Raw genomic sequence first — 26,396 nt, 5'->3', positions numbered from 1 at the left:
AAACCATTTGTAATGACTAAATTATTTAGAAACGGCTTTGAAATGGGCAACTTGATTGCTATTGGTAATGGTCAAGATAGGCGTGTTATTGGCATTTTTACTGATGCTATATTTACCTTGTACGGTCGCTAAAGTCGCCGTATCAAAACTTGCTTGTGGCTCAGGGCATGCCATCATAGTAGATAAAACGTTGCCTAATACGACATTGCCATTCACAACCTTGTAGTCAGCGCCCATGTTATTACAGGTGTTCATAAAGGTCACACGGTCACTGCCGCTATCTTTGAAGAACTTTAGCGTCAATGGCTTCGCTGGATCAAAGAACAATTGACTAACTTTGTCGCCATTGCTGCGTTTTGCGTCAACTAGCTGCCAATCATATGCTTGTAGCGTATTAGAAGTAATTGGTTGAGTCACTGGCGCTGTTACGCTAGGGGTGGTTTGGCAACCAGCAGCCAATGTACCTACCGCAAGCGTTGCTGCCATCATCATTTTAGTCATGTTTTTTATATAAACTCCTCTAGTGGTTTTTTTAGAATAAAAAATAGCTCTTATCCTAAACATTCGTTTTTATTATGATTAATTTACTGTTTTATTCATTATTCTCAATAATGCGGTCATTATGCACAACTGGAGCTTAACTGTCATTATAGATTGAGTGTATGATTACCCTGTTATTTGTTGCGCTCTATAGTCTTTTTGCTAACCTCTATTGTTAGACGGTACATTAACTGCTAACACTTTTTCTATAACTTCTCGAATATACTCTGAAAACCGACAATTTCTCGTTAAAATTATCGTTTTACTTATTTATGTTAGGCATTACTCTAGATTGGCGCTGTTCTGTTGTTGCAAAGCAGCATAGCCTACCAAACGTTTGCGTTCAGCCTCACTAAATAGCTGCTGTTCGATTTGATTGATTTGGGTTTGTGCTTGCGTTTTATCTGCACTTTGACTTAATAAGCGCTGTTTTTGAGCTTGATATTGGTCGAAACGTTGAGCAAAGTTAGCATCTTCTGCATCGACTTGCGCGAGGCGTGCGGCGGCTGGAGCACCTACCAGATCACGACGCATGTTATACAATTCCTGAGCCGTTGCCCCTTTTGCTTGCATCTGTTTTGTGCGATTCATCAGCTCGTTCAGATTGGCTTGCTGGGTGATACCAGCTTTGAGCGCATTATCTGGCATACGGCTAATGTAGTTCTGCCGTGTTGCCTCTTTTTCCACATCCGTTAGCTGCTGGTTTTGGTTAATTCTGACCATCTCCATACTATAATCATCATACTCCTCTTCTGCACCAAAGAAGGCGGTAATGGTTTCTTTAGTAAAATACTGCTGACGCAACTTGGCTACATCTTGCTTTTGCTGAGCGACGACATTCAGATCCAGCTCACCGCTTTTTGCCGCTTGTAATTGCAGATTGCCATAACGTTCTTCTATTTCAGAAATGGCTTTAAGATAGGTAATATATTGGTCAAATATAGTGACCGCTTGACTAGCGGCTGGCTCTGGCGTGTGGTGACGAATATAGCTTTCGACACGGGCATAAATAACCGCTTCATCTTCTTCACCCAGCGCCGACAAAAAATAATCGAATAAACGCCGTAGACCTTCAGTGACGACCAACTGCTTATTTTCGTCGATGATGATTTCGCCGTCAATTTGCGTGCCTTGTAATGAGCGCGGCAAACGCTCCAATCCAGTGACAAATAGAGACTGGTTTTGGTTTGCAGTAGTTGTTTGCACTACTTGGCCATTATCCAGCGCAGTTGATAGAGTAGCATCAGCCTCACTAGTGAGGGCACTGGATACTGGTTGCGCTGTAGCCATACGTGTATTATCAGGTTTGAACCACATAATCACCGCCGCCGTTATGGCTATGCTAACCACGGCGATTATAACTATTGGTAGATAGGCTGGGCGGCGATTATTCGACATAGATGAGGGTTCTTTTTATAAGTCAGCTTAAAGGCTTATGTTTTTAAAAGCGTATGTTATTAAAAGCTTACATTATTAAAGGTTAGCGTTTTTAAGACGATTGACCTGAGTACGATAGATGGATTTTGGCTCAGAATCGCCCCATGCCGTCAGACCCAATACTTGATCGGCTGAATCCAAATGATTCATTCTATAATTATCCCGAATCACATAACCAAGACGACTTGAGCAAGCAGATACCAACCCATCATTAGACTCGCCTGCAAACGGTACGCCCGTTGCTGCTAATAGATAATCACTAGGATCCAGTGCGCTCGTTATTTGCCCAACCCCGCTGAACGAATAGTATTTGATACCATTGACAGCAGTACTGGTCGGCTGACCACAATAGTTTTTTGGCATTGCCGCGGGAAATTTGGCATTGAACTTAGCAGCACCATCAGTTGATAAAGCCACGAGCGCTTGCCAGCCATCTTGCTCTTGTATCTCTTTAAAACTGATACCTGAGCCAACGTCTGTAAAGCCACCAATCAAATTGAACACGCCTGAGACTAGCTGTGTTGTGACATTGGATGGATTACCTGTGGTGTTGTTTGGCTCAAGGGTGTTTTTGACAAAATCTGCCGTTTTTGACCCTTGTTCTGGGCTTGAGACTGCCGTGACTGATGCGACATATTTTGGCGCGACGCCAGCGACATAGCGGATATCTATACCGCCTTGACTGTGTCCAAATAAATTGACTTTAGGCTTACCTGAAATGGCAGTGATGGTTTTGACTTGTTGCAGCAGTTGCTCTCCGCGAATCTCACTGTTATTGACGGCTGACGTTTTGGTGGTATATACCTCTGAGCCGCCTTTCATCAACTCTTGAGGAATGCCATTGAAGTAGTCGATAATCCCAAATAAGTTAGTGAAGCCGCCAAGACCATGTGCCATAACAATTGGGTATTTTGTATCAGTATGATTTGACGTCCAGTATTTGTTGCTGACCAGCTTGCATCCGGTTGAATTGGCACAATTATAGTATTGACCAGCAGCTTGAGCCGAGGTGGTTTGTAGAGCCATTAAGAGTACACCGGCACCGATAGCACCAAGTGAGGGGAGAAATGCGCTGGGCGTGAAAGCCGAAGCTAGAGAAGATTTTAGCGTCATAATAACGTCCTTGTTATCATTAATTTTGATTATCTTTACCTCATAATATCGGCAAAGATTGCTGCTAATTCCTTTAGCATGCAAAATTACATTACTTATATCTTCTGTAACATTCAACTAAATTGTCAAAATATGAATATATTATCGTGACTAGAGGGTCACAACTGCTCCTACTTCGCTGTAAAGCAATTATTATCAATAATAATGATAGGTTCACTATCACTTAACGTAAAACAGTAGCGTCTTCATTTATGTTATAATTCAAGCCATTAATTCCATAACTATAAGTAATATAATGATGACTAAAAAATCCCTTATCCAGTCCCCAGAAGCCATAGAAAAAATGCGCGTGGCCGGTAAACTTGCCAGTGATGTCCTTGTCATGCTCGATGAGCACGTTCGAGTTGGCATCAGTACCGAGGCACTTAACCAAATCGCCCATGACTATATCGTTAATGTGCAACAGGCTATTCCTGCACCGCTTAACTATAATGGCTTCCCAAAATCAATTTGCACCTCGATTAATCATGTGGTTTGTCATGGTATTCCAGCCGAAAACAAGCTACTCAAAGATGGTGATATCATCAATATCGATGTGACCGTGATAAAAGATGGCTACTATGGCGATACCTCAAAAATGTGGATCGTTGGTAACGGCTCTATCATGGCACAACGTATCTGCAAAGTGGCACAAGACGCCCTATATGCTGGTATGAGTGTCGTCAAAAACGGTGCGCGTCTAGGTGATGTCGGTGCTGCTATCCAAGCAGTGGTCGAGCCTGAGCGTTTTAGTATCGTTCGCGAGTTCTGTGGTCACGGCATTAGTAATGAGTTTCACCATGAGCCGCAAGTCATGCATTATGGCAAAAAAGGTACAGGCTTTGAGCTAAAAACAGGCATGACCTTTACCATCGAGCCGATGATTAACCAAGGTACATGGCAAACCAAGATTTTGCCTGATGAATGGACGGCAATTACTAAAGACCGTAAGCTGTCAGCACAGTGGGAGCATACGATGGTCGTGACCGATAATGGCTGTGAGGTGTTTACCACTCGCCCTGAAGAAGATTTGAGTTTTTTGACCCAGTAATATCAAAAAAGATCGCCTAGGCGGTCTTTTTTTTGGCCAATAATTAGGTCGTATTGAGTATTGTGCTCACCCGCTTTTTATCTTTATACTCTGATGACTTAATAACTTATATTGGTAACTTATATTTGTGGCTTGTGTCAGCTACCAGCACACTGGTGATTCTACGCTTTTCAGCTGAAACGTTTTATTTTAAAACTCTTAACGGGATAACACTCATGTTTACTTGTGATGTCGCTTCTATCGATCTGACACCTTTACCTCTATTATCAAAGGATATAGCGACAAACGCATCACTGCTAGCGGACACCCCTGTCACTGAAAAGTCGCTACTGGGTATTCCTCACTGGTTGACTCAAATTAATCAAGATATTAACCGTGCACTTGAACGCGGTGTCAATATTCGTCAATTGGTCGCGGCACGCTCTGGTGCGATTGACGAATTGCTGATTGCCTTGTTCAACTGGTTTGAGCTGGATAAGACAGATTTGGCTTTATTTGCCACAGGCGGTTATGGTCGCGGCGAGCTGTCGCTTTATTCAGACATCGACATTTTATTGCTCTCTCCTGATGAGATTGGCGCTGATGCCAGTGGGAAAATAGATCGGTTGGTGGCGCTATTGTGGGATATCGGATTAGAGCCTGCTCTCTCGGTACGTAGTGTTAATGACGCTTTAGAGGCGTCGCTCGATCACACCATTGCCAGTGCACAGCTAGAAGCTCGGCTATTAATTGGTAATGAGGCTTTACAGGATGTGCCCGTTCAAATTGTCAATAAACAGTGGTCGCCGCGTGAGTTTTTTGAAGTAAAAATCGCAGAAGCTAAAGCACGATACTTACAGCACAATGCCACCGAGTACAACCTTGAACCCAATATAAAAACCGCCCCTGGTGGTCTACGCGACATTCATATCATCGGTTGGGTAACCAAACGCTATTTTCGAGTGGGTAAGCTGTATGACTTAGTTCAACAAAACTTTTTGACTGAAAAAGAGTTCGATGAGCTGAACTTTGCAGAAGGTTATTTATGGCAAATACGTCATTATCTGCATGTATTGACTGGTCGCAACGAAAACAAGCTGCTGTTTGATTATCAGCGTGAAATTGCCCAGTTGATGGGTTATGAGACGCAGCCAGACGATCAGCCAAATGCCGCGGTCGAGCGTTTTATGCGTGACTATTATCGCTGTGCCATGCAGATATCAACGCTGTCTGAGATGCTGACCAATCACTACTACGAGACGATTATAGAGCCTCAGTTACCTGATGATGAGCGTCCGAAAAAGCAGCCAATCAATGCGCGCTTTAACCAAGTTGGTGACCAAATCGCCATGGCGCATCATCGGGTTTTTGCTCAGCATCCCGATGCTATCCTAGAGATGTTTTTACTGATGGGTCAGTACGGTATCAAAAACGTGCGCACTCATACGTTGCGTGCGCTAAAAATCGCCGCGCGTGGCATCGATCAAGTCTACCGTGATAACCCCGCTCACCAAGCGCTCTTCTTAGCCAATTTAAAAGAGCAGAATTATCTGTTTCATCGCCTGCGTGCCATGAATCGCTATGGCGTCTTAGGCAGCTACATTCCTGCGTTCGCCCAAGTGACTGGTCTGATGCAATATGATTTATTTCACCGTTATACGGTTGATGCGCATACCTTATTTTTGATTCGGATTTTGCATCGCTTCACCGACCCACGGTTTTATGAAGATTTCCCACTGGTCAGCTCTATCTTTCAGCGTATCGAGCGCAAGGAAATCTTGGTACTGGCCGCCATGTTCCATGATATTGCCAAAGGTCGCGGTGGCAACCATAGCGAGCTTGGTCAAACCGAGTCGACTGAATTTTGTTTGGCGCATGGTATGAGTCTGGCAGATGCCAACTTGGTCGGTTGGCTGACTCGCTATCATTTATTAATGTCGATGACTGCTCAGAAAAAAGACATCTCAGATCCAGAAGTGGTCACTATTTTTGCCAATTTAGTCGGTAATGTCACCCACCTCAATCATTTATATGTGCTCACTGTTGCGGATATGAATGCGACCAATCCACAGTTGTGGAACAGCTGGCGTGCCACATTAATGAAACAGTTATACTCACAAACTCGGCGCATTTTGCGCGCTGATATCGATGCACCTACTAACCGCCAAGATATGATCAGTGCGACACGAACCCAAGCCTTAGCGATGCTCGATAATGTCAACAATCAACACATGAATCGTGATGAAGTCTTGAGGCTATGGGATGATTTGGGTGATGAATATTTCTTGAGAGAAATTCCTGAAGACATCTTATGGCATACCGAGGCCATTTTGAACCATCCGCCGATTGGTCTTGCTTCTAATGCGGATAGCCCGCCATTGGTGGTACTGCGTGAGCATCGTGAGTTGGCCCTTGATGCGGTACAGGTCTTTGTTTATACCCAAGATCAGACGAACCTGTTTGCAGTCACCATGGCTGTATTCGATCAAATGAACTTGGATGTTTTAGACGCCCGTATCATTACTGCTACCCGCGATTTTGCTTTGGACTCCTATGTACTGCTCGATCCAAGTGGCACATTATTGGTCGATGAGGGCAGTCAACAAGAGCTCAAACAGCGCTTAATCAATGCCTTTAAAGACCCGACAGTATTGAAGCTTACCAATAAACGTATACCGCGTCAGCTTAGACACTTTGAAGTGACCACGGTGATTAATTTTGAGTTTAATGAGGCTTCTGATCAGCATATTATGAGCTTAGAAACCCTTGATCAGCCGGGACTATTGGCAAGAGTAGGACAGGTATTTTTGCAGGAGAAAATTGAGGTGCATGCGGCGCGTATCACCACTTTGGGCGAACGTGCAGAAGATATGTTTTATATCAGCGATCAAAATGATGAACCGCTATCTGCTGCTAGACTTGACGCACTACGATCCGCCTTGATGTCCAGTCTCAGTATGCAAAGAGAGCAGCCTGCTGCTTACAGCAAATGTTATTGAACAAATGGGCTTACAAGATAAGTCTAAGATAAATACTCGGCGTGTATCATCCATTCATTGATGGCATGCTTTGTATTGTTTAACCCATTAATACCAAAAGCACCTTTTATAAGGTGCTTTTATATATCATTTCGCTAGCGTGCTCATTGAGCTCATCATCCGCAAGATCTGGTGGCAGAATCTCTGCTTCTATCTGTTTTTGCGTGAGTATTAAGCGGCCAGCGTTGACCTCTTTTTGCAGCAAACAATGTAAACTTGCTAAATGAAAATCTCTGCCAAAACACTCATAGATTTGTCTTAGAGAAATAGGCGATTTAGCGTGCACATCGGGATAAAGGCTGTCCTCTGCTAAGATAATCATCTCATTCAGTGCCTCTTCACGCATCAACTCATCTTTATCGATTTTACGTTGCAAGCTGTCTGCCATTCGACTTTTGGACGCGAGCATGGCCACAAAAATCACTGTCTGTAAGAAAAATAAGGCAATATATTGCCATAAAGGCAGTAAAATACCGAGCTGATTGCTAAGCAACATCAGCACCATCGCAACGATCACGTAACTAACCAGTTGCCACAGTAACCACATCATCAAGCTGTTTTCACCATACCAAAACATTTTTCGTTCTTTATGGCTAATTAATTGCTGGCGAGCTTGCCACCAGCTTTGCTCCCGCTGTTTTAATAATTCGTACAATTTGGTTCGCTGTTGCGCATCATCAAAATTTTCATCTTGAATATCTGTCGCGTTAAGATCATTAGTTTTTGAGATACTAGGCATATCAAATTATCCTCACCATAATCTATCATTAGGGCTGACAGCAGTTTTTTGTATTGTTATAAGTTATCAATTGATAAGCTTTTTTTAAGATTTTCAAATCTGTGACGGCTTCATTAGTTATTATAATTTATGGTTAAATAGCTAAGCAGCTTGAGCATGAGAAGTAAAAGACAAAAAATAAGAGAAGTGCTACACTGCTTAAATGTAATTTTTCTTTATAACTTTATTATTAATTGTCTATTATAGTTACCCTACTTATGAATCACAACTTAACGTACCTGCATCCTTATCCTTTTGCAAAGATGGCGACATTGCTTGCTAACAGTGTGCCAGCCCATGACTGCAGTGAAATCAAGCTCGGTATTGGTGAACCAAAACATGAGCCGCCAGCGTTCGTGCTGGACGTACTACGTGAAAATTTGGACAAAATAAGTCTTTATCCAACGACTAATGGCATGTTTGAGCTGCGCCAAACCATCGCGCATTGGCTAGAAAAACGCTTCTTTTTGAACCATGTCGATGCCAACACGCAAGTATTGCCAGTAATGGGCACACGCGAGGCTATTTTTAGTCTGGTACAAGCAGTCGTTGATCATAAAGTAAGCGATACAGAAAGTAGTCCTCTATCTGTCTCTGACCCGTTATCTGCCGTTTCTCCCATGGCTGCTCCTACGACTGTTCCTACAATAGTCATGCCCAACCCTTTTTACCAAATATATGAGGGTGCAGCGATACTGGCGCAAGCCAAGCCTTATTTTGTGCCTTGCACACTAGACGATGACTTTAAAGGTGACTATCGCGCCGTACCAAAAGATGTTTGGGCGCGCACGCAGTTGCTGTTTGTTTGTAGTCCGAACAATCCGACGGGCTCGGTCATGACGATGGAGGATTGGGAATATCTCATTCGTCTGTCAGATCAGTACGATTTTATTATTGCCAGTGACGAGTGCTATAGCGAGCTGTATTTTGATACGGCGCCGATTGGACTATTGCAAGCCTGCGCTGCCCTCGGTCGTCATGATTTCAAAAATTGTATTGTCTTTCACTCTTTATCTAAGCGTTCAAACCTGCCTGGTTTGCGCTCAGGGTTTGTGGCAGGTGATGCCAATATTTTGCAAGCTTACCTGCAATATCGTACTTATCAAGGCTGTGCGATGCCGATACCACATCAGCTTGCCTCGATCGCTGCATGGCAAGATGAAAAGCATGTGGCACACAATCGCGCTCTGTATCAAGAAAAGTTTGCCTTGTGGATGTCTGAGCTTGGTGAGTTACTAGAGTTACGAATGCCTGAGGCTGGATTTTACTTTTGGATAAAGGTCCCTGAGCCATTCGATGGGGATGATGAGCGGTTTGTCAAAGCACTGTACGAGCAGGCCAATATCCACGCACTAGCAGGGCGCTATCTGTCACGTGATATTGATGGCAAAAACCCTGGGCAAGGCTATGTGCGCATTGCGCTCGTTGCGAGTGTTGATGAAAGCCGTGAAGCAATAAACCGTATTCGAAAATTACTAGGCGCATAAGCAGTCGCTTTATACACAAAAGCTTTCAAAAAAACAGCAACCTCTAATAGCCACAATATTACTGTGGCTATTAGAGGTTTTTTGCTTTAATAATGCTATAGTAAAGTGTCTTTTATCATCGATTATCTTTTAACAAATATGCCATCAAGGATGATGCCATGCCCCATCTTGATTTTACCCAGCCGCCCTTTGACGTATTGAGTCTGGCTGAACGCCAAAGCATCAGAAAAAACACCCAAATCCGCTACCTTGCCAAAAATGAGAATCTAACTGCCGAAGAGTTGCAATATCTGTATGTGGTCATTAAAGGGCAGATTGAGCAATTGCTTGATGGTGAGTTTGTTGCCTCTTACTTGGGTAGTAATCACTCCGACCATCTCAATAATAACGACTGGTTCGACAGCCGTCGTCTGCCTGAATCATTGACTGAAAATAGCCTTAATACTAAAGCCCTGCAGACCTATCAGTTTCGAGCCGCTGAGGATACCTTGCTGCTCCAAGTCGCTGGTAGCGCAGTCGATAAAATCAGCGCCCAAAATCATCTAGTGCGCCAAATGCTGTCAGACAAATTGCCCGAACGGCTAAAGGCATTACAGCAGCGCCGCAATAATAAATCCATAGTCTCTGCTAGCTACAATGATCAACAAGAAGTGCAGCAAATCATGTTGCAGCCCGTCATTGACGTCAATCTATTGCCAGTCCATATCGTCAACGCCAATAACAGCTTGTACGAAGCCGCGTCTATCATGACGAAAGCGGGGCTAAAACATGTACTGGTGCAACCCTTAAACCACCTAAAAAACGAGGGCGAGGTGCAATATGGTACTGGTCATCTATTGGGTATTTTGACCGATACCGATATTTGCCGCGCCGTGAGTGACCAACAAGATCCAGCCACTACCCCCTGCCAGCGCTATGCTAATTTCAACTTGCGTACCATCAAAGCCGGTGATGAGATTGGCGATGCATTATTGACCATGACCCGCTATCGTATCCATCGGCTACCAGTGATTGATCAAAATGGAGATGTCGTCGGTATATTGGGACAAAGCGATATGCTTGCGCATATTGGTCATCATTCACAGCTCATTAGTATCCAAATCGAGCAAGCAAAAGACTTATCGAGCTTAGATACTGCCGTCGAGCTTATCGGTCGTTACATTCGCGCCCAACATCAAAACGGTGTCAAAATCGGTAATATCAGCCGCATGGTACAGACCTTGAATGCACAGGTATTTACTAAGCTCTGGCAACTTATCGTGCCTGATGAGGTCATGACAAATACCTGCCTGATCGTGATGGGCTCCGAGGGGCGCGGTGAGCAAATCATGCGTACTGACCAAGACAATGCGCTCATCTTACGTGACGGCTATACTCACCCTGATCTGCCAGAATTTGCGGATACTTTTAATCAGCATTTAGCAGACCTCGGTTATCCACTGTGCGATGGTAATATCATGATGACCAACCCTATGTGGCGACAGCCGCTAAAACAGTTTAATGCCCAGATTGGTTTATGGTTTAGAAATACGGATCCCATGCATGGTATTTATTTGTCCGCCATACTCGATGGCGAATATGTCTGCGGAGATGAGTCATTATTGACTCAGGTGCGTCAACATTTAAAGGTTGCCCACAGGCAGTCAGACCCTATGTTTGTACGCCAGTTCGCGCGCGCCGCGCTACAGTTCGGTGATGTCAATCAGTGGTGGCAAAAGTTCGTGCCTTTGCTTGGTGGTAAATCCGGGTCAGAAGACATTGACCTAAAGAAAGCCGGTATCTTTCCACTGGTTCATGGCATTCGTACCTTGGCATTAGAAAACGATATCTTAGAGCTGCCCAGTAGTAAAAATCGTCTGAAAGCTTTGGTACAAGCGCGCGCCTTGACCCAAGAGCGAGCGGATACTTTACTAGAAGCCTTGGAGTTTTTTATGGCACAGCGCCTATCAGTCGCCCTATCAACCGATGATAAACATGCACGGCAAGTCAACCCAATGACCTTGACCGCGCTTGAGCGCGACTTATTAAAAGAATGTTTGGCCGTTGTTAAAAGCTTTAAAAACCAGCTACGTCAGCATTATCAACTAGAGCTCGCATAAGTACAACAATCGCATAAATGGATGAGCGACAACTATGAGTTGGCTAACACAGTTATCCTGCGCTTGGCAAAAAACGCAGCTACAGCGCCCAGAATTGGCATCGATGTTTACCAAACCTGTGGCTAAGCAATGGATAGCGATTGACTGCGAAATGACGGGACTCAATCCAAAAAATCACCATTTATTGTCTGTCGCCGCGATTCATATCAATGACAATACAATCGACACTGGCAATGGCATGCATATCGTATGCAGACCACCTGTGATGCCAGACCGTGACACCATTGTGATTCACGGTCTACGTACTGCCGATGTTGAGCATGGTATGAGCTACGATGAGATGCTGGCGCTGTTGTTGCCATTTATAGGTAATCGCCCAATTGTGGGGTTTTGTACGAGTTTAGACACAGCGTTTTTAAACCCTCTGGTCAAACGCTATATGGGCACAGCATTACCCAACGAAGTCATCGATTTGCGCCATTTATATAGTCGGCGCATGAGTGGTCAAACCCAAGGGCTATCTATCCAAGCGCAGCATCTGACCAATATTTTAGCGCATTATAATATACCCGATCTAGGCGCTCACGATGCTTACAACGATGCCATCATGACCGCCATGGCATTTTTACATGTGCGCTAGCGTGTGTGCGTATTTTAAAAATTCAGATAAAAATAGGTTTTCATCTACGCCTGCCATCTACGCGAAAACGTCAACTCATGTTACCATAGGCTGTTTTTGCCACCTGATGAAAGATGCTCATGCGACCCACCTCTAAACTCCGTCATTCCTCTGCTTTTACTGCCAAATTATCCCCTTTTTTTCGTTATCTGCGACCGTCGAAGCCGCCTGCTAAATCCGTACCTATCATGGCGTTATTAGCAACGGCGACACTATTGCCCATCCATGTGCAAGCAGCACTACCAAAAGCCATCGAAGCAGCATTATCACGAGCCGATTTAACAGAAGCTGATATTAGTATTATCGTCACACCAGTCGGTGATAAAAATGCCAGTCACCTGCCCGCTCCCATTCAGGTTATTGATAGCAGCAGCACGCACCGCTCACCTAAACCCGCTCTTCAGCCAAAACCGACTGCCAATATAAATGCTGATATAAAAAGTAATTCTCAAAAAACCACGCAAAATAATAATGACAAAACCAGTAATAACCATTTGCGCCAACAGAGTACGCTGATTACTATTGAGCAGCGTACCATTGAAAAGCATGAGAAAAAACTGCATGCCTACACCGATGATCCTTATACTTATCAAAGCTTAGAAAGCATCCCAACGATATTGGGTAATGAGGCAAAAACAGCTGTCATTAACGACAACAACACCAGTAACAGTAATAATAAAACTGGTGACATCAGTACTGATAATACCTCCATAAAAATTTCATTTTCACCATTACTGAACCATCAAGCTGATATCGCTCGCACGCCTGCCAGCACCATGAAACTCGTTCCCAGCTTTATTGCTTTAGACACCCTAGGCGCTGATTTTGTCTGGCATACCCGTGTCTATCATACAGGCCTTGTCATCGGCGACCGTCTGCATGGCGATTTGATTATCCAAGGCAGCGGCGATCCAAAAATGACTCACGAGCGTTTAAAACAGCTCCTTTATAAAGTACAGTCGTCAGGCATCCGTCATATCGACGGTGACATTATCATTGACAGTGGCGTCTTTAAAAATGTCAGTAAAGACCCTGCCGGCTTTGACAACTCGCCACTACGTCCTTATAACGCCAGTCCCGATGGTTTTTTGGTGAATTTTAGTACCATCGGTATTAAAAGCTATCCGTTAAACGATGACCAAGCAAATCTGACTTATACACCAAAATTAGCAAATTATGATTTGCCCAGCATCATAAATACGCGTTCGGCGGCCTGTGGGCAAGCGCGTTATAGTCTCGCACCCGAGTGGCAAACAAAACAATTGGTGTTAAATACTCATTTGCCAAACAGCTGCCAAGAGCATGCTTTTTATGTGGCTTATCCTGATGCCAAAGACTTTGCCGCACGCGTTATTGCCGCAAAATGGCAAGAGCTAGGCAATACGCTAAGTGGTAATGTCATCACTCAAGAAGCACCTTACATTACAACGAAAAGCACCAAATCAACGCATGGTTTGGCAGCACTTCCTATATCACCGCTGCCTATTGTCAGCTACCCATCGTTGAATTTGACGCAGCAGATTTACGATATCAATCACTTTTCAAACAATGTGATGACTGAGCAAGTGGCGCTATCGATTGGTGTTTATGACAAAGCTGATAATAAAACACTCGATAAAGCTATTAATCGTTCATATAGCTTGTATCAATTTGGCAAGCCGACTGCGACGAGCTATCCTGTCGCATTGCAAACTATTAATCAATGGTGGCAGACCAATCTAAGCACACAGCCGCCCTATTTGACCAATGGTTCAGGACTCTGCCGCGACTGTACCATCACAGCTGCCAACCTAAGCGAGCTATTAACTTATGCTTATAGCCATCCAAGTTTTGACGCTTACGTCAACTCGTTAGGTATCGCTGGCGTCAGTGGCACCATTACCGCTCATAGTGAACGCCTACCAGAATCAGCAGCCATTGGTCGTGCGTGGATAAAAACAGGTACCTTAAACAACGTCACCTCGATGGCAGGCTATGTCAAAGGATTGTCAGGACAGGATTATGTCGTGGTTGGACTCATCAATAGTGAGCAAGCACATAACGCTTATACAGCCAGACCCGTGCTAGATGCGATGCTTGATTGGACGGCGCAGCATTAAGTGTTTTTCACATCCTATTTTTCACCTTTATAAAGGTTCACTTATGTCACGCAAGACAACCAATCTCAATAAATCCAAGACTCATTCAGGTGGCGAGCCGCTGCCGAAAAACCATGAGTCAGCGCAGCCTAAATTGGCACAATATATAGGATATTTCGCGATAGGCTATACGCTTGCCAGCGCAATATTTATGATGATTCAAACCAAGCTTGCTGTGAATTCGCAACTAGTAACGGTATTGTCTATCATTATCGGCGCTTATATCGCGGTTCATAAATTTGTCAAACATCAGCAGCGCGCATTGAATAGCGGTGAAATCAATCGCTTAATGTTTGGCGGCGTCGCGGTGGTCGGGCTACTGACTGTCATTTACTTCTTAGCCATATGGTTTTGGTTGTTTGATGCGGTAAATCGCGAAGTTCTACTGGAGATGGCCGTCCAGCAACCATTGCCATTGGTCTCATCGCTGGTGATGATATTGGTGCTGACACTGGTCAGTGCTCGCATCAGTCTTTGGGCGATCAATCGCCTGCTTGACCCTAAACGCAAAACTATGTGAGCGAGGAAACCTCAGCCGAATTTCTACAAGGTGCTACAAATTTTTCTTCCTATTAATACATAAAATCCGTTAGGCTAACTTTAATGAGTAACCTTTTGAATGATTGTGGGTGATTAACGGTTTTATATTTTAATAGGAGCATTTATCATGGACATGGTTTTTTTTGACAATATAGACAAGCTTGGACGCATCGTTTTGACGACAGTCATGGTTTATGTGTTGATCGTACTGGTGACCAAAGTCTCAGGTAAACGCTCCACCTCGCAGCTCAATAATTTTGATTGGATCGTCACCGTGATGATCGGTTCACTTGGTGCCAGTACTATTCTGCTCAAAGACATTCCCTTTGTCGAAGGAGTTTCATCGATTTTAGTGCTTTATCTATTGCAGTTTTTGGTCACCAAATACGCCTCTATCTCACCGCAATTTAGCAGCTTTATTTTATCAGAGCCGCGTATTGTTTTTTATCAAGGGCAGTTTTTACCAGATGCGATGCGCGCTGAGCGGCTGACTCGTCAAGAGATTGAATGTGCGATGCGCTCTGAAGGAGTGCATAGTTTCGATGATGTTGAAGCCATTGTTTTTGAATCTGATGCCAAGCTTACTATTATTCCAAAACCCAGCCCAACTGATGCGAGTGGTAATGACCAAAATACAGAAGATAGTGTCTCGCAAACCATACAGCCTTTGATGTAAGACCTATTGTTTATCGAAGATTAGTAAAGCATAAAAAAAGCTTCGTAAAATCTTGTTTGTTATGTTTACTTAAGCATAAAATTCTTTTGTTACATTTTACTAATGACTAAAATTAAAGTGGTACTGGCTATGAAAGTAAGGATTTTAACCGTCGGTAATAAAATGCCTAAATGGGTACAGACGGGGTTCGATGAGTATTTTAAGCGTATCCAGCCTATGCTCAGCACAGAAATCGTGGAAATTGCTGCCGCAAAGCGTGCAAAGAACCCGTCTGATGCCAATTTGGCACAATACCGTGAGCAAGAAGGACAGGCAATATTAGCCGCTCATAATGCCTCAGGGCGTGAGCAACTATGGGTATTGGATGTCAAAGGTAAAATTATTTCGACAGAGGGACTGGCTGATAAATTAGCTGATGGCATGCAGCAAGGCGATGATATTGCGCTGGTGATCGGCGGTGCAGACGGCGTATCGCCAGAAGTATTAGCCAAAGCCGATGTAAAATTGTCACTATCAGCGCTGACATTACCGCATCCGTTGGTACGTGTTGTGCTAATGGAACAGTTGTATCGCGCGATGAGTATCAATAATAACCATCCTTATCATCGTGGCAATTAAGCAGTCATTAAACACTGCCATACTCTGTGCTAATATTTTTTGCCGAGATTCTGTGCTGATAGTTTATGGGCAACAATATCAATGACAATATCAATGATAAAAAGGATTGAAAAACCACTGAGCGCCCTAATAAACGCTACATGAAATATCCAAAACGCGCGACACCTAACGCCTCTCATTCACTCCATCAGTCTGATGATTCCTACTCTCATTCGCCAACGCCGATCACGGCGACTGGTGTTTGGACAGATGTATCTGCTTCAGGGTCAAATGTAGCTAAGCTACCAGCATTGTTTATCTCGCATGGTGCACCCACGCTTGCCATTGAACAATCTGCCACGACCAGTGCACTGGCACGTATCGGGCAAAACTTACCAAAGCCACGTGCCATCCTGATTATGTCAGCGCATTGGCAATCCGCCAAACTCGAAATAAGCAGTAATCCTCAACCCAAGACTTGGCACGACTTTTCAGGTTTTCCGCCTGAGCTATATGAGCTTCAATACCCTGCATCTGGTCAGCCAGCACTTGCTGAATCCCTTGCCCAGCAGCTCACTGCACGCGGTATTACTTGTAGCGTCAATCCGGTGCGGGCTTGCGATCATGGGGTATGGGCACCGCTCAGGCACTTATATCCAGAGGCTGAGATACCTATCGTACAGGTTTCTCTACCGCAGCATTATGACAGTATCGCCTGTTATCAATTGGGTGCGCAGCTGGCGCGCCTACGTGAAGAGCAAATACTGATCATCGGTTCAGGTAACATTACCCATAATCTGCAAGCATTACGCTGGCAAGCAAATAGTGTTGACCAAACGGCTAAAGCATTTAAGCAATGGCTGCTACAACAGCTCAAAACAGACATTCCTAGTGCTTTAGATTGGCAGCAATATCCTGACTATAAAGATATTCATCCGAGTGACGAGCATCTGTTGCCATTGTTTTTTGCTCTAGGTACAGGTCAGCGTGTCTCAGTTGTCCATCAAAGCATGGCGCATCATAGCTTAGGCATGGATATTTATCGATTTGATTAAGTAATCATTACTTAATCAATAGAATGCAAACTTACTTCTCAAAGGCTGCCTTGGTAAACAACCCTGCTCGTTCCATCTCCCCTGCCACACTGAATAATGTCGCTTCATCATTCATACGCCCAATCAGCTGCATCCCAATTGGCAAACCTTTTTTACTCATTCCTACCGGTAATGACATCGCTGGCAATCCTGTGATATTACCCAGTAGTGTAAAGGCCATTTTGCCCAGTACAGGCTGACTAAGCTTTTCGATCATACCTGAGCTAAAGGCATACTTACCCATATCGATGCCCTTATTGAGCAATCCTGCGCTACGCATGAGCATTTCATCCATACGACTTGGTGGCAATACACCATGCTTAACTGCAGGTGTCGGCACGGTCGGACATAAAATCATGTCATAGGTTTCGAGTAGCAAACCAGTTTGATACTGACTGTGATGCCAACCATGCTTAGCATGCGCCAAATCAACGGCTGATAATGAGCGACCCAGCAATGCCATATTATAGGTTTGAGGCTCTAGGTTTTTGATATGTTCTGCCCCAAAGTCACGCTCGATATTATCAATGGTAAAAGCGGTATGGGTGCAGACCACCACTATAAAGTCATGCCAAAACTGCTCGATATTAATATTCGGCTCAGCGGGTATGACACGATGACCCATGGCTTCTAGCTGCTTAGCCGTTTGCTCTAATACGGCTAACACTTCTTTATCCACCACAGTATTGGCAATCAATGGCTGTTGATGTAAGGCAATAGTTAATTGCCTTGGTGCGCGCATCGCTGCTTGCAAAAATGTGCCATCAGGTGGCTCGATGACATAAGGCGCACCAATCTCTGCGCCATTTGTAGCATCGAGCATCGCGGCACTGTCACGTACGCTGCGGGTAATCACGTGATCTGCGACTGCACCTTCCCAGCCTTCCCCAAATTTAGGGCCTATTGGGTTACGACCACGGCTGGGTTTGAGTCCAAACGCGCCGCACCAAGCAGCAGGGAAACGTATTGAGCCACCACCATCACCCGCGCCCGCCATCGGTACGATACCGCTCGCCACTGACGCGGCACTACCGCCCGATGAGCCGCCAGAGCTGTAACCTTTTTTGAAAGGGTTATGAGTCGCACCATGGGCTTTTGGTTCGGTGGTAATGATTAAACCAAATTCTGGCGTATTGGTTTTGCCGAAGGTATTCACACCTGTGGCTTTCATACGCTTGACGATTTCACTGTCGCTCTCAGAGATGATATTAACACTACGACTGCCCATCGTGATTGGCTCATCGGCAAAGCCAAATGACAAATCTTTGAGCAGATGAGGCACACCATTAAATATACCTGAGGGTAATCCCGCCTGTGCAGCATGATAAGCACGCTCATCAAAACGATGGATGATGGCGTTCAATTTTGGATTGAGTGTATTGGCTTGATAGACGGCAGCATCTAACAACTCTTTAGCGCTGACTTCACCTGCATTGACCAATGCCGCCAATGCTATGGCATCATATTGGGTATATTCTTTAAACATAACCTGCATCCTTGCTGAGTAATGAACCTAAAATTTCTGAAAATTGAGTGATATTTATGCTATCAACAAAGGTCAGTTTAGTATAAAAAACGAGTGCTGATAATTGATAAAAAAACTGATTGGTTATTCAGATATGAGCGCTATCATATTTCTTCAATAAAAAAGACGAGCCACTCTCGTGACTCGCTTTTTATAATTAATCAAACTCATCATCTTTTACATCAACAACTCACGCTTACCGCTTTTGCCCATTGAGCTGACCAATCCCGCGTCCTCCATGGAATCTACAATACGTGCGGCACGGTTATAGCCGATGCTAAATTTACGCTGGATACTAGAAGCAGAAACTTTTCGCGTCTCCATAATAAAGGCCACAGCATCGTTATAAAGGTCGTCGTCCTCACCAGAGGCGTTAGCCGTACTACCACCGCCACTAGGACTAGACAGTTCAAAGTTGCCTGCCATATTATCAATATAATCGGGCGCACCGCGTTCACGCCACGCATCACAAACACGATTGACCTCTTCATCGCTGACATAGGCACCATGCACACGATCTGGCTCAATTTGCCCAGGCCCTAAAAATAGCATGTCACCATTACCCAGCATGTCTTCGGCACCGCCACTGTCCAGAATCGTCCGCGAATCTACTTTTGAGTTTACTCGTAGTGCCGCCCGCACGGGAATATTGGCTTTAATCAAACCAGTAATGACATCGACCGACGGACGCTGGGTAGCAAGCATTAAATGAATACCTGCTGCGCGTGATTTTTGTGCCAAGCGGGTGATAAGCTCTTCGGCTTGTTTACCAACCTGCATAATCATATCGGCAAACTCATCCGCGACAATGACAATCATCGGCAAAGTTTTTAGCTTCGGTGCTTGGCTGATACTCACACTGTCATTAGGTCGCCATAAAGGATCAAGCATCGGATTGCCCGATTTTTCAGCAGCAATGACCTTTTTATTAAACTCATTAAGCTTACGCACTTTGAGTAAACTCATCAGTTGATAGCGACGTTCCATCTCTGCCACGCACCATGACAAAGCACTGGCCGCTTCAGTCATATCGGTGACGACTGGTGTTAATAGATGCGGGATATCATTATAGTTGGCAAGCTCANNAAGCTGCTTTGGATCAATCAAAATGAGACGCAGCTCATTTGGCGTATATTTGAGTAGCATCGATAGTAGCATCGAGTTGACCAATACCGACTTACCCGAACCTGTAGTCCCAGCAACCAACATATGCGGCGCGCGCGCAAGGTCAGTAATGATTGCATTACCACCGATATCCTTACCCATCGCCATGCTGATTTGGGCTTTAGGATCTTGGAATTTTTCGGTATTCAATAGCTCAATCAAACGTACCATTTCGCGCTGCTTATTGGGTACTTCGATACCGATATACGGCTTACCCGGAATGACTTCAACCACACGCAAAGACGCCATCGATAACGAGCGCGCCAAATCACGTGAAATACCGGTAACCTTACTGGCTTTTACTCCAGCAGCAAGCTCGACTTCAAAGCGGGTGACAACAGGACCCGGAATGGCGTTGACCACATTCGCCTTTACATTAAACTCTTGTAATTTAATCTCTAATAGCTCTGACAATTGCTCAAGCTCGGCGACGGTATAACTGGGCTTACGATCAGGGTCCGGCTTATCCAAAATAGAAATCTCTGGAATAGGCGTTAGGCTACTACGATAGGCAGCCGTTTGCATCGAGCGTGATTTTTGACTGAAGGCAGCATCATCACTAATATCTGGCATAACGGGCGCATTCACATCCCCAGCGCTATCATCCTCTGGCATCATATCAGTGATATGATTGCTACTATCGCCCTCAGGTACCGCAAAACTTACCGTTGGTTTAGACGCGACTATTGGTTCAATAGCTGACGCTGTGACTCGGGTTTCTACCGTAGGCGGCAGTTTAGGATTAGACGGTGGCGTATTGGTCGGCGTCATATCAGCGACTGATGCAACTGGTTCAACTACGTCTACTGTTTTGGCAACACTCACTTCATTAGATACAGAAGAAGGCTCGAAATCCTCTGACAGTTCAGACTCTTCATCAAACCATTTATCAGTAAAGTCGTTCATTTCGCTATTAGATGAGTCTGTCGCAGGCGCTGTGACTGCTGCTTGTCTGGGCAGCTCAGTCATATTGGCTGCTTGTACTGTTTCTGAAGGTTGCCCTGTTTCTACAGACTGCATAGCTGTAGATATTGAGACATCCGCATGCTCTGCCAACCATGCATCGGCCAGTATATCAACGGCCTCCACTTTATCCTCTAACTCAAACGATTCAAGCTCATTATCCGTTTTGTCAGCCGTCTCACCGTATACCAGCTCATTTATTGATGGCTGAGCTGTTGACGGCAAGTTCTCTGTTGGTTGAGCTTCGGACATCTCTACGGCTGATATCGCTGTAGAGTCTAGCACCGCTGTCTCTAACGACTCAGTATTGCTATCAGCATATACAGAAGTAGTAGCGGCTGAATCAGAAGTGTTCATATTATTAGCGTGATAAGCCTTTTGCTCGCTGGCTAACAAGTCATCGACAGTATTGGCGTCATTCCAAGCAAAGCTTGGCTCAACTTTACGGATAGCAGTCATGGCAGGACTTGACGGCGTCGATGTAGTCGTATGACTTGCTAGATTTTGAACAGTACTGCTAGGTGTTTCTACTGAGACAGGGACAGGCTCACTATTCTCACGACTAGATTTAGCAGCTGAATTAGGCATCGCCGCTTGTGTTGCGGCAACTACAGAAGCTTTAACGCTCTCAGCCAACCCTGACGTTGCCAAGAACTCTGACAACACATTGCTGAACCGACCGCTGTTGTCTACGGCTTGAGCATTGCCAGCAACTTGCAACTCAAGTGGCAGCTGCTCGTGATCGGCTGCGTCTTTTTTCGCGTTACTGTTGGCTATATTTTCATCATTTTGCTTGGCATTAATATTCTCTGGCGTGGTTGATACGCTATCGTGCATTCTACCCTGACGCTTCACCCCTGAGCCAAGCCACGATAGCGCCTTAACCTTCTCATAAATCGCTAGCCAATGAATATTAAAGGCAAANNGTCGCGGTAATAATGACGAATGCCGTCAAGAAAATCACACTCCCCCACTGCGATAAAAGCTGTGCCAAACGCGCCTGTAATTCAAACCCAATAATGCCACCAGCCACGCTTTCCAGCCCTAGCGTTCCTGGATTGGTCAATTGCTGTACTAACGCCACCAATTGTGCAAACAAAGCACTGGCACTTAATAATAAAAATACATAAGCAACCACTCGCATCAGCCAAAACGTTGGCTTGTTGTCCCACCAAATAAGGATAGACTCATAAACCACAAACGCTAGCAGCCACCATGCACCAAAACCAAAGAAGCTATAAAGCAAGTCAGATAACCAAGCACCCGATTCGCCGCCTACATTATTAATCGTGGTCATATCGCTACTGATATGCGACCAACTAGGATCGTTACTGGTATATGTCATCAAAATGACAAATAGATAAACGGCCAGTATTAACCCAAGGAGGGTAAATATTCCCTTTTTTAAATACTCAATAAGCGGTGCTGATATCACGTAAGATCTGCCTTGTTATTAATACTAAATGGTCGCCAATGCATGACTAAGCCTAATCATGCTGACATAAAGCGCTGATAAAGGATTGAATATAAAGTGCTGATACAAATGCACTTAGCGAAGTGTGTAGAAAACATTGTCTATTATAAAAGCGATATACAACAGCCTTCTTTTTGCCTTTGGCACACTTGGCATAACTTCTTATAATAACAAATACATAGGGATAGTGGCGACCGTCTTACAAAGAAAGCGTGCAATAAAATCAGTCTGTATACGGTTTAAGCAAAAACCTATGTCACTTGCAAAATATAACGAACAGAACAAGGACAGTCATATTAGGTAAGCCCTATAAAATACCAGCGGTTTCTAACCATAATATTTCAAGAAAAATATACTTTGATTGTAATCATACCTGTGTTTGTTTTAGCAAACTTGTACTTTTCGTCCAATGCCCTTATGTTATTATCACGCAGCGATTAGAAAATCCCATTAGCATCAATTTTGAAGACTGTTTTTTATCATATTGCTCACTCATATTTTTAACATTTATATTTAGCAAGGAATAACTCATGGCAACTGACAATACTGCTCCACGTCACGAAAAACTCATTATCCTAGGCTCAGGCCCTGCTGGTTATGCAGCGGCTGTGTATGCCGCACGTGCCAACCTCAAACCTGTCATGGTCACGGGCATGGAAGTAGGTGGACAGCTAACTACCACCACTGAAGTCGATAACTGGCCGGGCGATGCGCATGACTTAACGGGTCCTGCATTGATGGATCGCATGAAAGCCCATGCCGAGCGCTTCGGTACTGAACTGGTTTATGACCATATCAATGAAGTCAATTTAAACGTGCGCCCTTTTGAGCTGACGGGTAATAATGGTAGCTACACTTGTGATGCGCTTATTATCTCGACTGGCGCATCAGCACAGTATTTGGGGTTGGAGTCAGAAACCAAATTCCGTGGCCTAGGCGTATCAGCGTGTGCAACTTGTGATGGTTTCTTTTATAAAGATCAGAAAGTCGCGGTGATTGGTGGTGGTAATACGGCTGTCGAAGAAGCATTGTATTTATCAAATATCGCTGCTGAAGTGACCTTGGTGCATCGCCGTGATAGCTTACGCTCTGAAAAAATCCTCCAAGATAAATTGTTTGAAAAGGTCAAAAACGGTAATATTAAAATCGAGTGGAATCATAAAGTCAAAGAAGTCGTCGGCGATGACATGGGCGTCAATGGCGTAATCATCGAATCTATGATTGATGGCAGCACCAAACAGTTAGACGTGTTTGGTATGTTTGTCGCGATTGGTCATAAACCGAATACAGACTTATTTAAAGGTCAGCTGGATATGAAAGACGGCTATCTTATTGTCAAAAGCGGCTTAGACGGCAATGCCACACAAACCAGTATCGAAGGCGTATTTGCCGCAGGTGATGTCGCAGACCATGTCTATCGTCAAGCTATCACTTCTGCTGGTACGGGCTGTATGGCCGCGCTAGATGCTGAAAAATACTTGGATGCGATTGGCGAAGCCACAGCCGCTGACCATACTTATGCGTCAACATTGACTGCTGATAAAGAAGCCTAAATGGGTAATTTCTCTCAATACAATAATGAGCATATCACGCCTGAGACCTTAAAAAGTCTTGGGCGTTATGACTTTCCTGACCCTTTGATGGTTGATCCTGACGGCATTGGCATCGTCGCTGTCGGAGGAGATTTGGCAGCCGAAACATTAATTTCTGCTTACGCGCAAGGTCTGTTTCCTTGGTTTAATGAAGATGAACCAATTGCATGGTGGTGCCCAGAGCCGCGCTGTGTGATGGTGCCAACCAATTATAAGCCAAGCAAGTCGCTGCGTAAGCAAGCCATCCGCGAGCGTTGGCAATTAACCCTGAATCAAGCTTTTGATGACGTTATTCATGCCTGTAGTTTACCGCGCAGTGATCGCCTCAATAATGAACAGCCCGAGGGCGAACATACTTGGATTCATGAAGAAATGATTGAGGCTTATACCGAACTGCATGCACAAGGATTTGCACATAGCATTGAAGTTTGGAATGATAAAGGGCAACTCATTGGCGGGCTTTATGGTCTAAAAATAGGTAGCATTTACTTTGGCGAATCGATGTTTCATATCGCCTCTAACGCCTCAAAGTTCGCATTTTGGGGTTTAATGCGCTTATGTGAACAAAGCCATGTGGCGCTGGTCGACTGTCAGCTACCAAATGAGCATTTGATGAGCTTGGGTGCAACCACGCTACCGCGTGCTGACTTTTTGACTCAATTGGATCTGTTAACGGCTAATAGCACTGTCAAATGGCAAAATAACTCTCATAAACCACTCGCCGTATCGTTACTTGATACCATAGAACCTTGGCAGCTTATCTTAAAATAAATACGATGACTAAGTGATTGATAGCTTATGTCTGTTTGTTAATCGCTACTTTATTAACTCGTACCTTATCAACTGCTACCTACCGACGAGGTTATCATGGCACCCGACACATCGTTCTTACTGATTGGAACACTGGCAACAAAAGCTCAAACAACCAAAGATACCGTTCGTCATTATGACCAACTGGGCTTGCTAAAATCTCGTAAGCGTCAGGCAGGCTCGCGTTTATATACCGAGTTTCATCCAGAATGTATCGAACGTATTGAGCTAATCAAAAGTGCGCAAGCGATTGGCTTTACACTCACTGAAATCAGAGACAGCTTGAATGATTATTACGATGGTCAATTGGATGTTGATTTACAACTGATGCTTACTCAGCAAAAATTGGCGCAAATACAAAAACAGCAAGCCAATATCAGCCTCATGGTAGAACTATTAAGCGAACGCATCGATGTTCTTGAGCGTATGAAAGTAGATAATGACTATAAACTCAATATTGAAATCTGTAAAAAGAAAATACCCACCCAATAATGATAAAAGTGCCGACCCATCTACTATTCTGCGGGTTTATTTGGCTCCATTCGATACCATTCATTATTCTCGGACGTACAGGCGCTGCATAATCAGGGCATCAATAGCTGGTTGATGGGGAGTTTGGTAATACCCTTTACGCTTATGAATGAGAGCAAATTCTTGCTGCTCATATAAGGCTATCGCAGGCGTATTATCTGCGCGCACCTCTAATAAAAGGCTCTCCACCTGATGCTTTCTCAATTCTGTATTCAATCTGGCAAAAATTTGTGAGGCAATACCTTGACGTTGATAATCAGGATGAGTGCCAATACGTAAAATCTCCGCTTGTTCAAAAATCACTTGATATAAACAATAGCCTGTCACAGTAGTATTAATAATAATATTGTCTTTTTGCTCATAAACGATCAGCAGATGCATGCTATCTTGTTTGAGTGATTCCACCAATGTCTGATAGCCCCAAGCATCTTGCGGTTGAACGATGGCTTCAATATCCGCTACTGCTTGCAGCACTTGCTCAAAATCTACACTTTGGGTTGATAAAATCTTTATCATCAACATTATGTATCCTTTTACTATTATTTATACAAACCCAAATACAATAGCACTTACTGTATTTCAAATATTTATCATTATAATATTGATTATGCCGTTATCTGTTTTGTAACCAAAAAAAAGCCACCCTTAAACAAGGATGGCTTTTTTTTGACTAACTTACAATCTCATTACTGAGACTGATAGATTAGTTTAGTACGTTAGCAACAACACCAGCGCCTACAGTACGGCCGCCTTCACGAATTGCGAAGCGAAGACCTTTGTCCATAGCGATTGGGTGGATAAGCTCTACGCCCATCTCAACGTTATCACCAGGCATTACCATTTCAGTACCGTCTTGTAATTGGATTGCGCCAGTTACGTCAGTAGTACGGAAGTAGAACTGTGGACGATAGCCGTTTAGGAATGGTGTGTGACGACCACCCTCTTCTTTGCTCAACACATATACTTCAGCGTCAAACTTGGTGTGCGGCGTGATTGAACCTGGCTTAGCGAGTACTTGGCCACGTTGGACGTCTTCACGCTTAGTACCACGT

Annotated in this window: 20 protein-coding genes and 2 pseudogenes; 13 read left to right on the top strand and 9 right to left on the bottom strand. The window is 44.3% G+C overall.

Going from position 1 to position 26,396, the window contains the following annotated elements:
* Positions 1-21: 21 nt before the first annotated feature.
* From B2575_RS11715 to B2575_RS11705, 3 genes are all read right to left on the bottom strand, one after another.
* A complete protein-coding gene (locus B2575_RS11715) occupies positions 22-501 on the bottom strand; it encodes an META domain-containing protein (protein WP_296242218.1) in 480 nt (159 codons plus the stop codon).
* A 321-nt stretch (positions 502-822) separates the two neighbouring features.
* Positions 823-1,938: a lipase secretion chaperone gene (locus tag B2575_RS11710; RefSeq protein ID WP_201605477.1), complete on the bottom strand. Its 1,116-nt coding sequence runs from the start codon at positions 1,936-1,938 to the stop codon at positions 823-825.
* A 75-nt stretch (positions 1,939-2,013) separates the two neighbouring features.
* Positions 2,014-3,090: an esterase/lipase family protein gene (locus B2575_RS11705; RefSeq protein ID WP_296242214.1), complete on the bottom strand. Its 1,077-nt coding sequence runs from the start codon at positions 3,088-3,090 to the stop codon at positions 2,014-2,016.
* A 298-nt stretch (positions 3,091-3,388) separates the two neighbouring features.
* Between B2575_RS11705 and map the strand changes: the two genes are divergently transcribed.
* The gene (gene map / locus B2575_RS11700; protein ID WP_372815769.1) at positions 3,389-4,180 is read left to right on the top strand and encodes a type I methionyl aminopeptidase; all 792 of its coding nucleotides are present in this window, start codon (positions 3,389-3,391) and stop codon (positions 4,178-4,180) included.
* Between the two features lie 215 nt (positions 4,181-4,395).
* Positions 4,396-7,158, top strand: coding sequence for a [protein-PII] uridylyltransferase (gene glnD / locus B2575_RS11695; RefSeq protein ID WP_296242211.1), 2,763 nt, complete (start codon positions 4,396-4,398; stop codon positions 7,156-7,158).
* Positions 7,159-7,264: 106 nt separating this feature from the next.
* On the opposite strand, the gene B2575_RS11690 is transcribed toward glnD, so the two are convergent.
* The gene (locus B2575_RS11690; RefSeq protein WP_296242209.1) at positions 7,265-7,936 is read right to left on the bottom strand and encodes a hypothetical protein; all 672 of its coding nucleotides are present in this window, start codon (positions 7,934-7,936) and stop codon (positions 7,265-7,267) included.
* 257 nt (positions 7,937-8,193) lie between these two features.
* Here B2575_RS11690 and dapC point away from each other — a divergent pair, with 257 nt between their 5' ends.
* From dapC to B2575_RS11650, 8 genes are all read left to right on the top strand, one after another.
* Positions 8,194-9,462: a succinyldiaminopimelate transaminase gene (dapC, locus tag B2575_RS11685; protein WP_296242208.1), complete on the top strand. Its 1,269-nt coding sequence runs from the start codon at positions 8,194-8,196 to the stop codon at positions 9,460-9,462.
* Positions 9,463-9,620: 158 nt separating this feature from the next.
* A complete protein-coding gene (locus B2575_RS11680; RefSeq protein WP_296242205.1) occupies positions 9,621-11,561 on the top strand; it encodes a DUF294 nucleotidyltransferase-like domain-containing protein in 1,941 nt (646 codons plus the stop codon).
* A 34-nt stretch (positions 11,562-11,595) separates the two neighbouring features.
* Positions 11,596-12,201 carry a 3'-5' exonuclease gene (locus B2575_RS11675; protein ID WP_238049699.1) on the top strand — a complete coding sequence of 202 codons (606 nt, stop codon included), beginning with the start codon at positions 11,596-11,598 and terminating at the stop codon, positions 12,199-12,201.
* A 119-nt stretch (positions 12,202-12,320) separates the two neighbouring features.
* Positions 12,321-14,339, top strand: a complete 2,019-nt coding sequence (dacB, locus tag B2575_RS11670) for a D-alanyl-D-alanine carboxypeptidase/D-alanyl-D-alanine endopeptidase (protein ID WP_296242203.1) — start codon at positions 12,321-12,323, stop codon at positions 14,337-14,339.
* Positions 14,340-14,382: 43 nt separating this feature from the next.
* The gene (locus B2575_RS11665; RefSeq protein ID WP_296242201.1) at positions 14,383-14,898 is read left to right on the top strand and encodes an ABZJ_00895 family protein; all 516 of its coding nucleotides are present in this window, start codon (positions 14,383-14,385) and stop codon (positions 14,896-14,898) included.
* A gap of 147 nt (positions 14,899-15,045) precedes the next feature.
* Complete coding sequence (locus B2575_RS11660; protein WP_296242199.1) at positions 15,046-15,594, top strand: DUF421 domain-containing protein; 549 nt, start codon at positions 15,046-15,048, stop codon at positions 15,592-15,594.
* A gap of 129 nt (positions 15,595-15,723) precedes the next feature.
* On the top strand, positions 15,724-16,212 hold the full coding sequence (rlmH, locus tag B2575_RS11655; protein ID WP_296242197.1) for a 23S rRNA (pseudouridine(1915)-N(3))-methyltransferase RlmH: 489 nt from the start codon (positions 15,724-15,726) through the stop codon (positions 16,210-16,212).
* Between the two features lie 140 nt (positions 16,213-16,352).
* Positions 16,353-17,246 (top strand): DODA-type extradiol aromatic ring-opening family dioxygenase, encoded by an 894-nt coding sequence (locus B2575_RS11650; protein WP_296242195.1) that lies wholly within the window; start codon positions 16,353-16,355, stop codon positions 17,244-17,246.
* Positions 17,247-17,277: 31 nt separating this feature from the next.
* Here the strand turns inward: B2575_RS11650 and B2575_RS11645 are convergent, their stop codons facing one another.
* From B2575_RS11645 to B2575_RS11635, 3 genes and pseudogenes are all read right to left on the bottom strand, one after another.
* The gene (locus B2575_RS11645) at positions 17,278-18,771 is read right to left on the bottom strand and encodes an amidase (RefSeq protein WP_296242193.1); all 1,494 of its coding nucleotides are present in this window, start codon (positions 18,769-18,771) and stop codon (positions 17,278-17,280) included.
* Positions 18,772-18,987: 216 nt separating this feature from the next.
* A pseudogene (locus B2575_RS13540) lies at positions 18,988-20,508 on the bottom strand (DNA translocase FtsK); the annotation flags it as partial.
* A 1,342-nt stretch (positions 20,509-21,850) separates the two neighbouring features.
* Positions 21,851-22,372, bottom strand: coding sequence for a DNA translocase FtsK 4TM domain-containing protein (locus tag B2575_RS11635; protein WP_296242189.1), 522 nt, complete (start codon positions 22,370-22,372; stop codon positions 21,851-21,853).
* Between the two features lie 569 nt (positions 22,373-22,941).
* Here B2575_RS11635 and trxB point away from each other — a divergent pair.
* The 3 genes from trxB (at position 22,942) to B2575_RS11620 (ending at position 25,305) form a co-directional block, all read left to right on the top strand.
* Positions 22,942-23,964 (top strand): thioredoxin-disulfide reductase, encoded by a 1,023-nt coding sequence (gene trxB, locus B2575_RS11630; protein ID WP_045456114.1) that lies wholly within the window; start codon positions 22,942-22,944, stop codon positions 23,962-23,964.
* A complete protein-coding gene (aat, locus tag B2575_RS11625; RefSeq protein WP_201580930.1) occupies positions 23,965-24,774 on the top strand; it encodes a leucyl/phenylalanyl-tRNA--protein transferase in 810 nt (269 codons plus the stop codon).
* 96 nt (positions 24,775-24,870) lie between these two features.
* Positions 24,871-25,305, top strand: coding sequence for a MerR family transcriptional regulator (locus tag B2575_RS11620; protein WP_045447676.1), 435 nt, complete (start codon positions 24,871-24,873; stop codon positions 25,303-25,305).
* A gap of 63 nt (positions 25,306-25,368) precedes the next feature.
* On the opposite strand, the gene rimI is transcribed toward B2575_RS11620, so the two are convergent.
* Both rimI and tuf read right to left on the bottom strand, forming a co-directional pair.
* Positions 25,369-25,866 carry a ribosomal protein S18-alanine N-acetyltransferase gene (gene rimI / locus B2575_RS11615; protein ID WP_296242183.1) on the bottom strand — a complete coding sequence of 166 codons (498 nt, stop codon included), beginning with the start codon at positions 25,864-25,866 and terminating at the stop codon, positions 25,369-25,371.
* Between the two features lie 181 nt (positions 25,867-26,047).
* Positions 26,048-26,396 (bottom strand): annotated as a pseudogene (tuf, locus tag B2575_RS11610) (elongation factor Tu); the annotation flags it as partial.

The organism is Psychrobacter sp. UBA6739 (assembly GCF_002453835.1).
GTDB classification, from domain to species: domain Bacteria; phylum Pseudomonadota; class Gammaproteobacteria; order Pseudomonadales; family Moraxellaceae; genus Psychrobacter; species Psychrobacter immobilis_A.
This window is presented reverse-complemented; position numbering and strand designations above follow the sequence as displayed.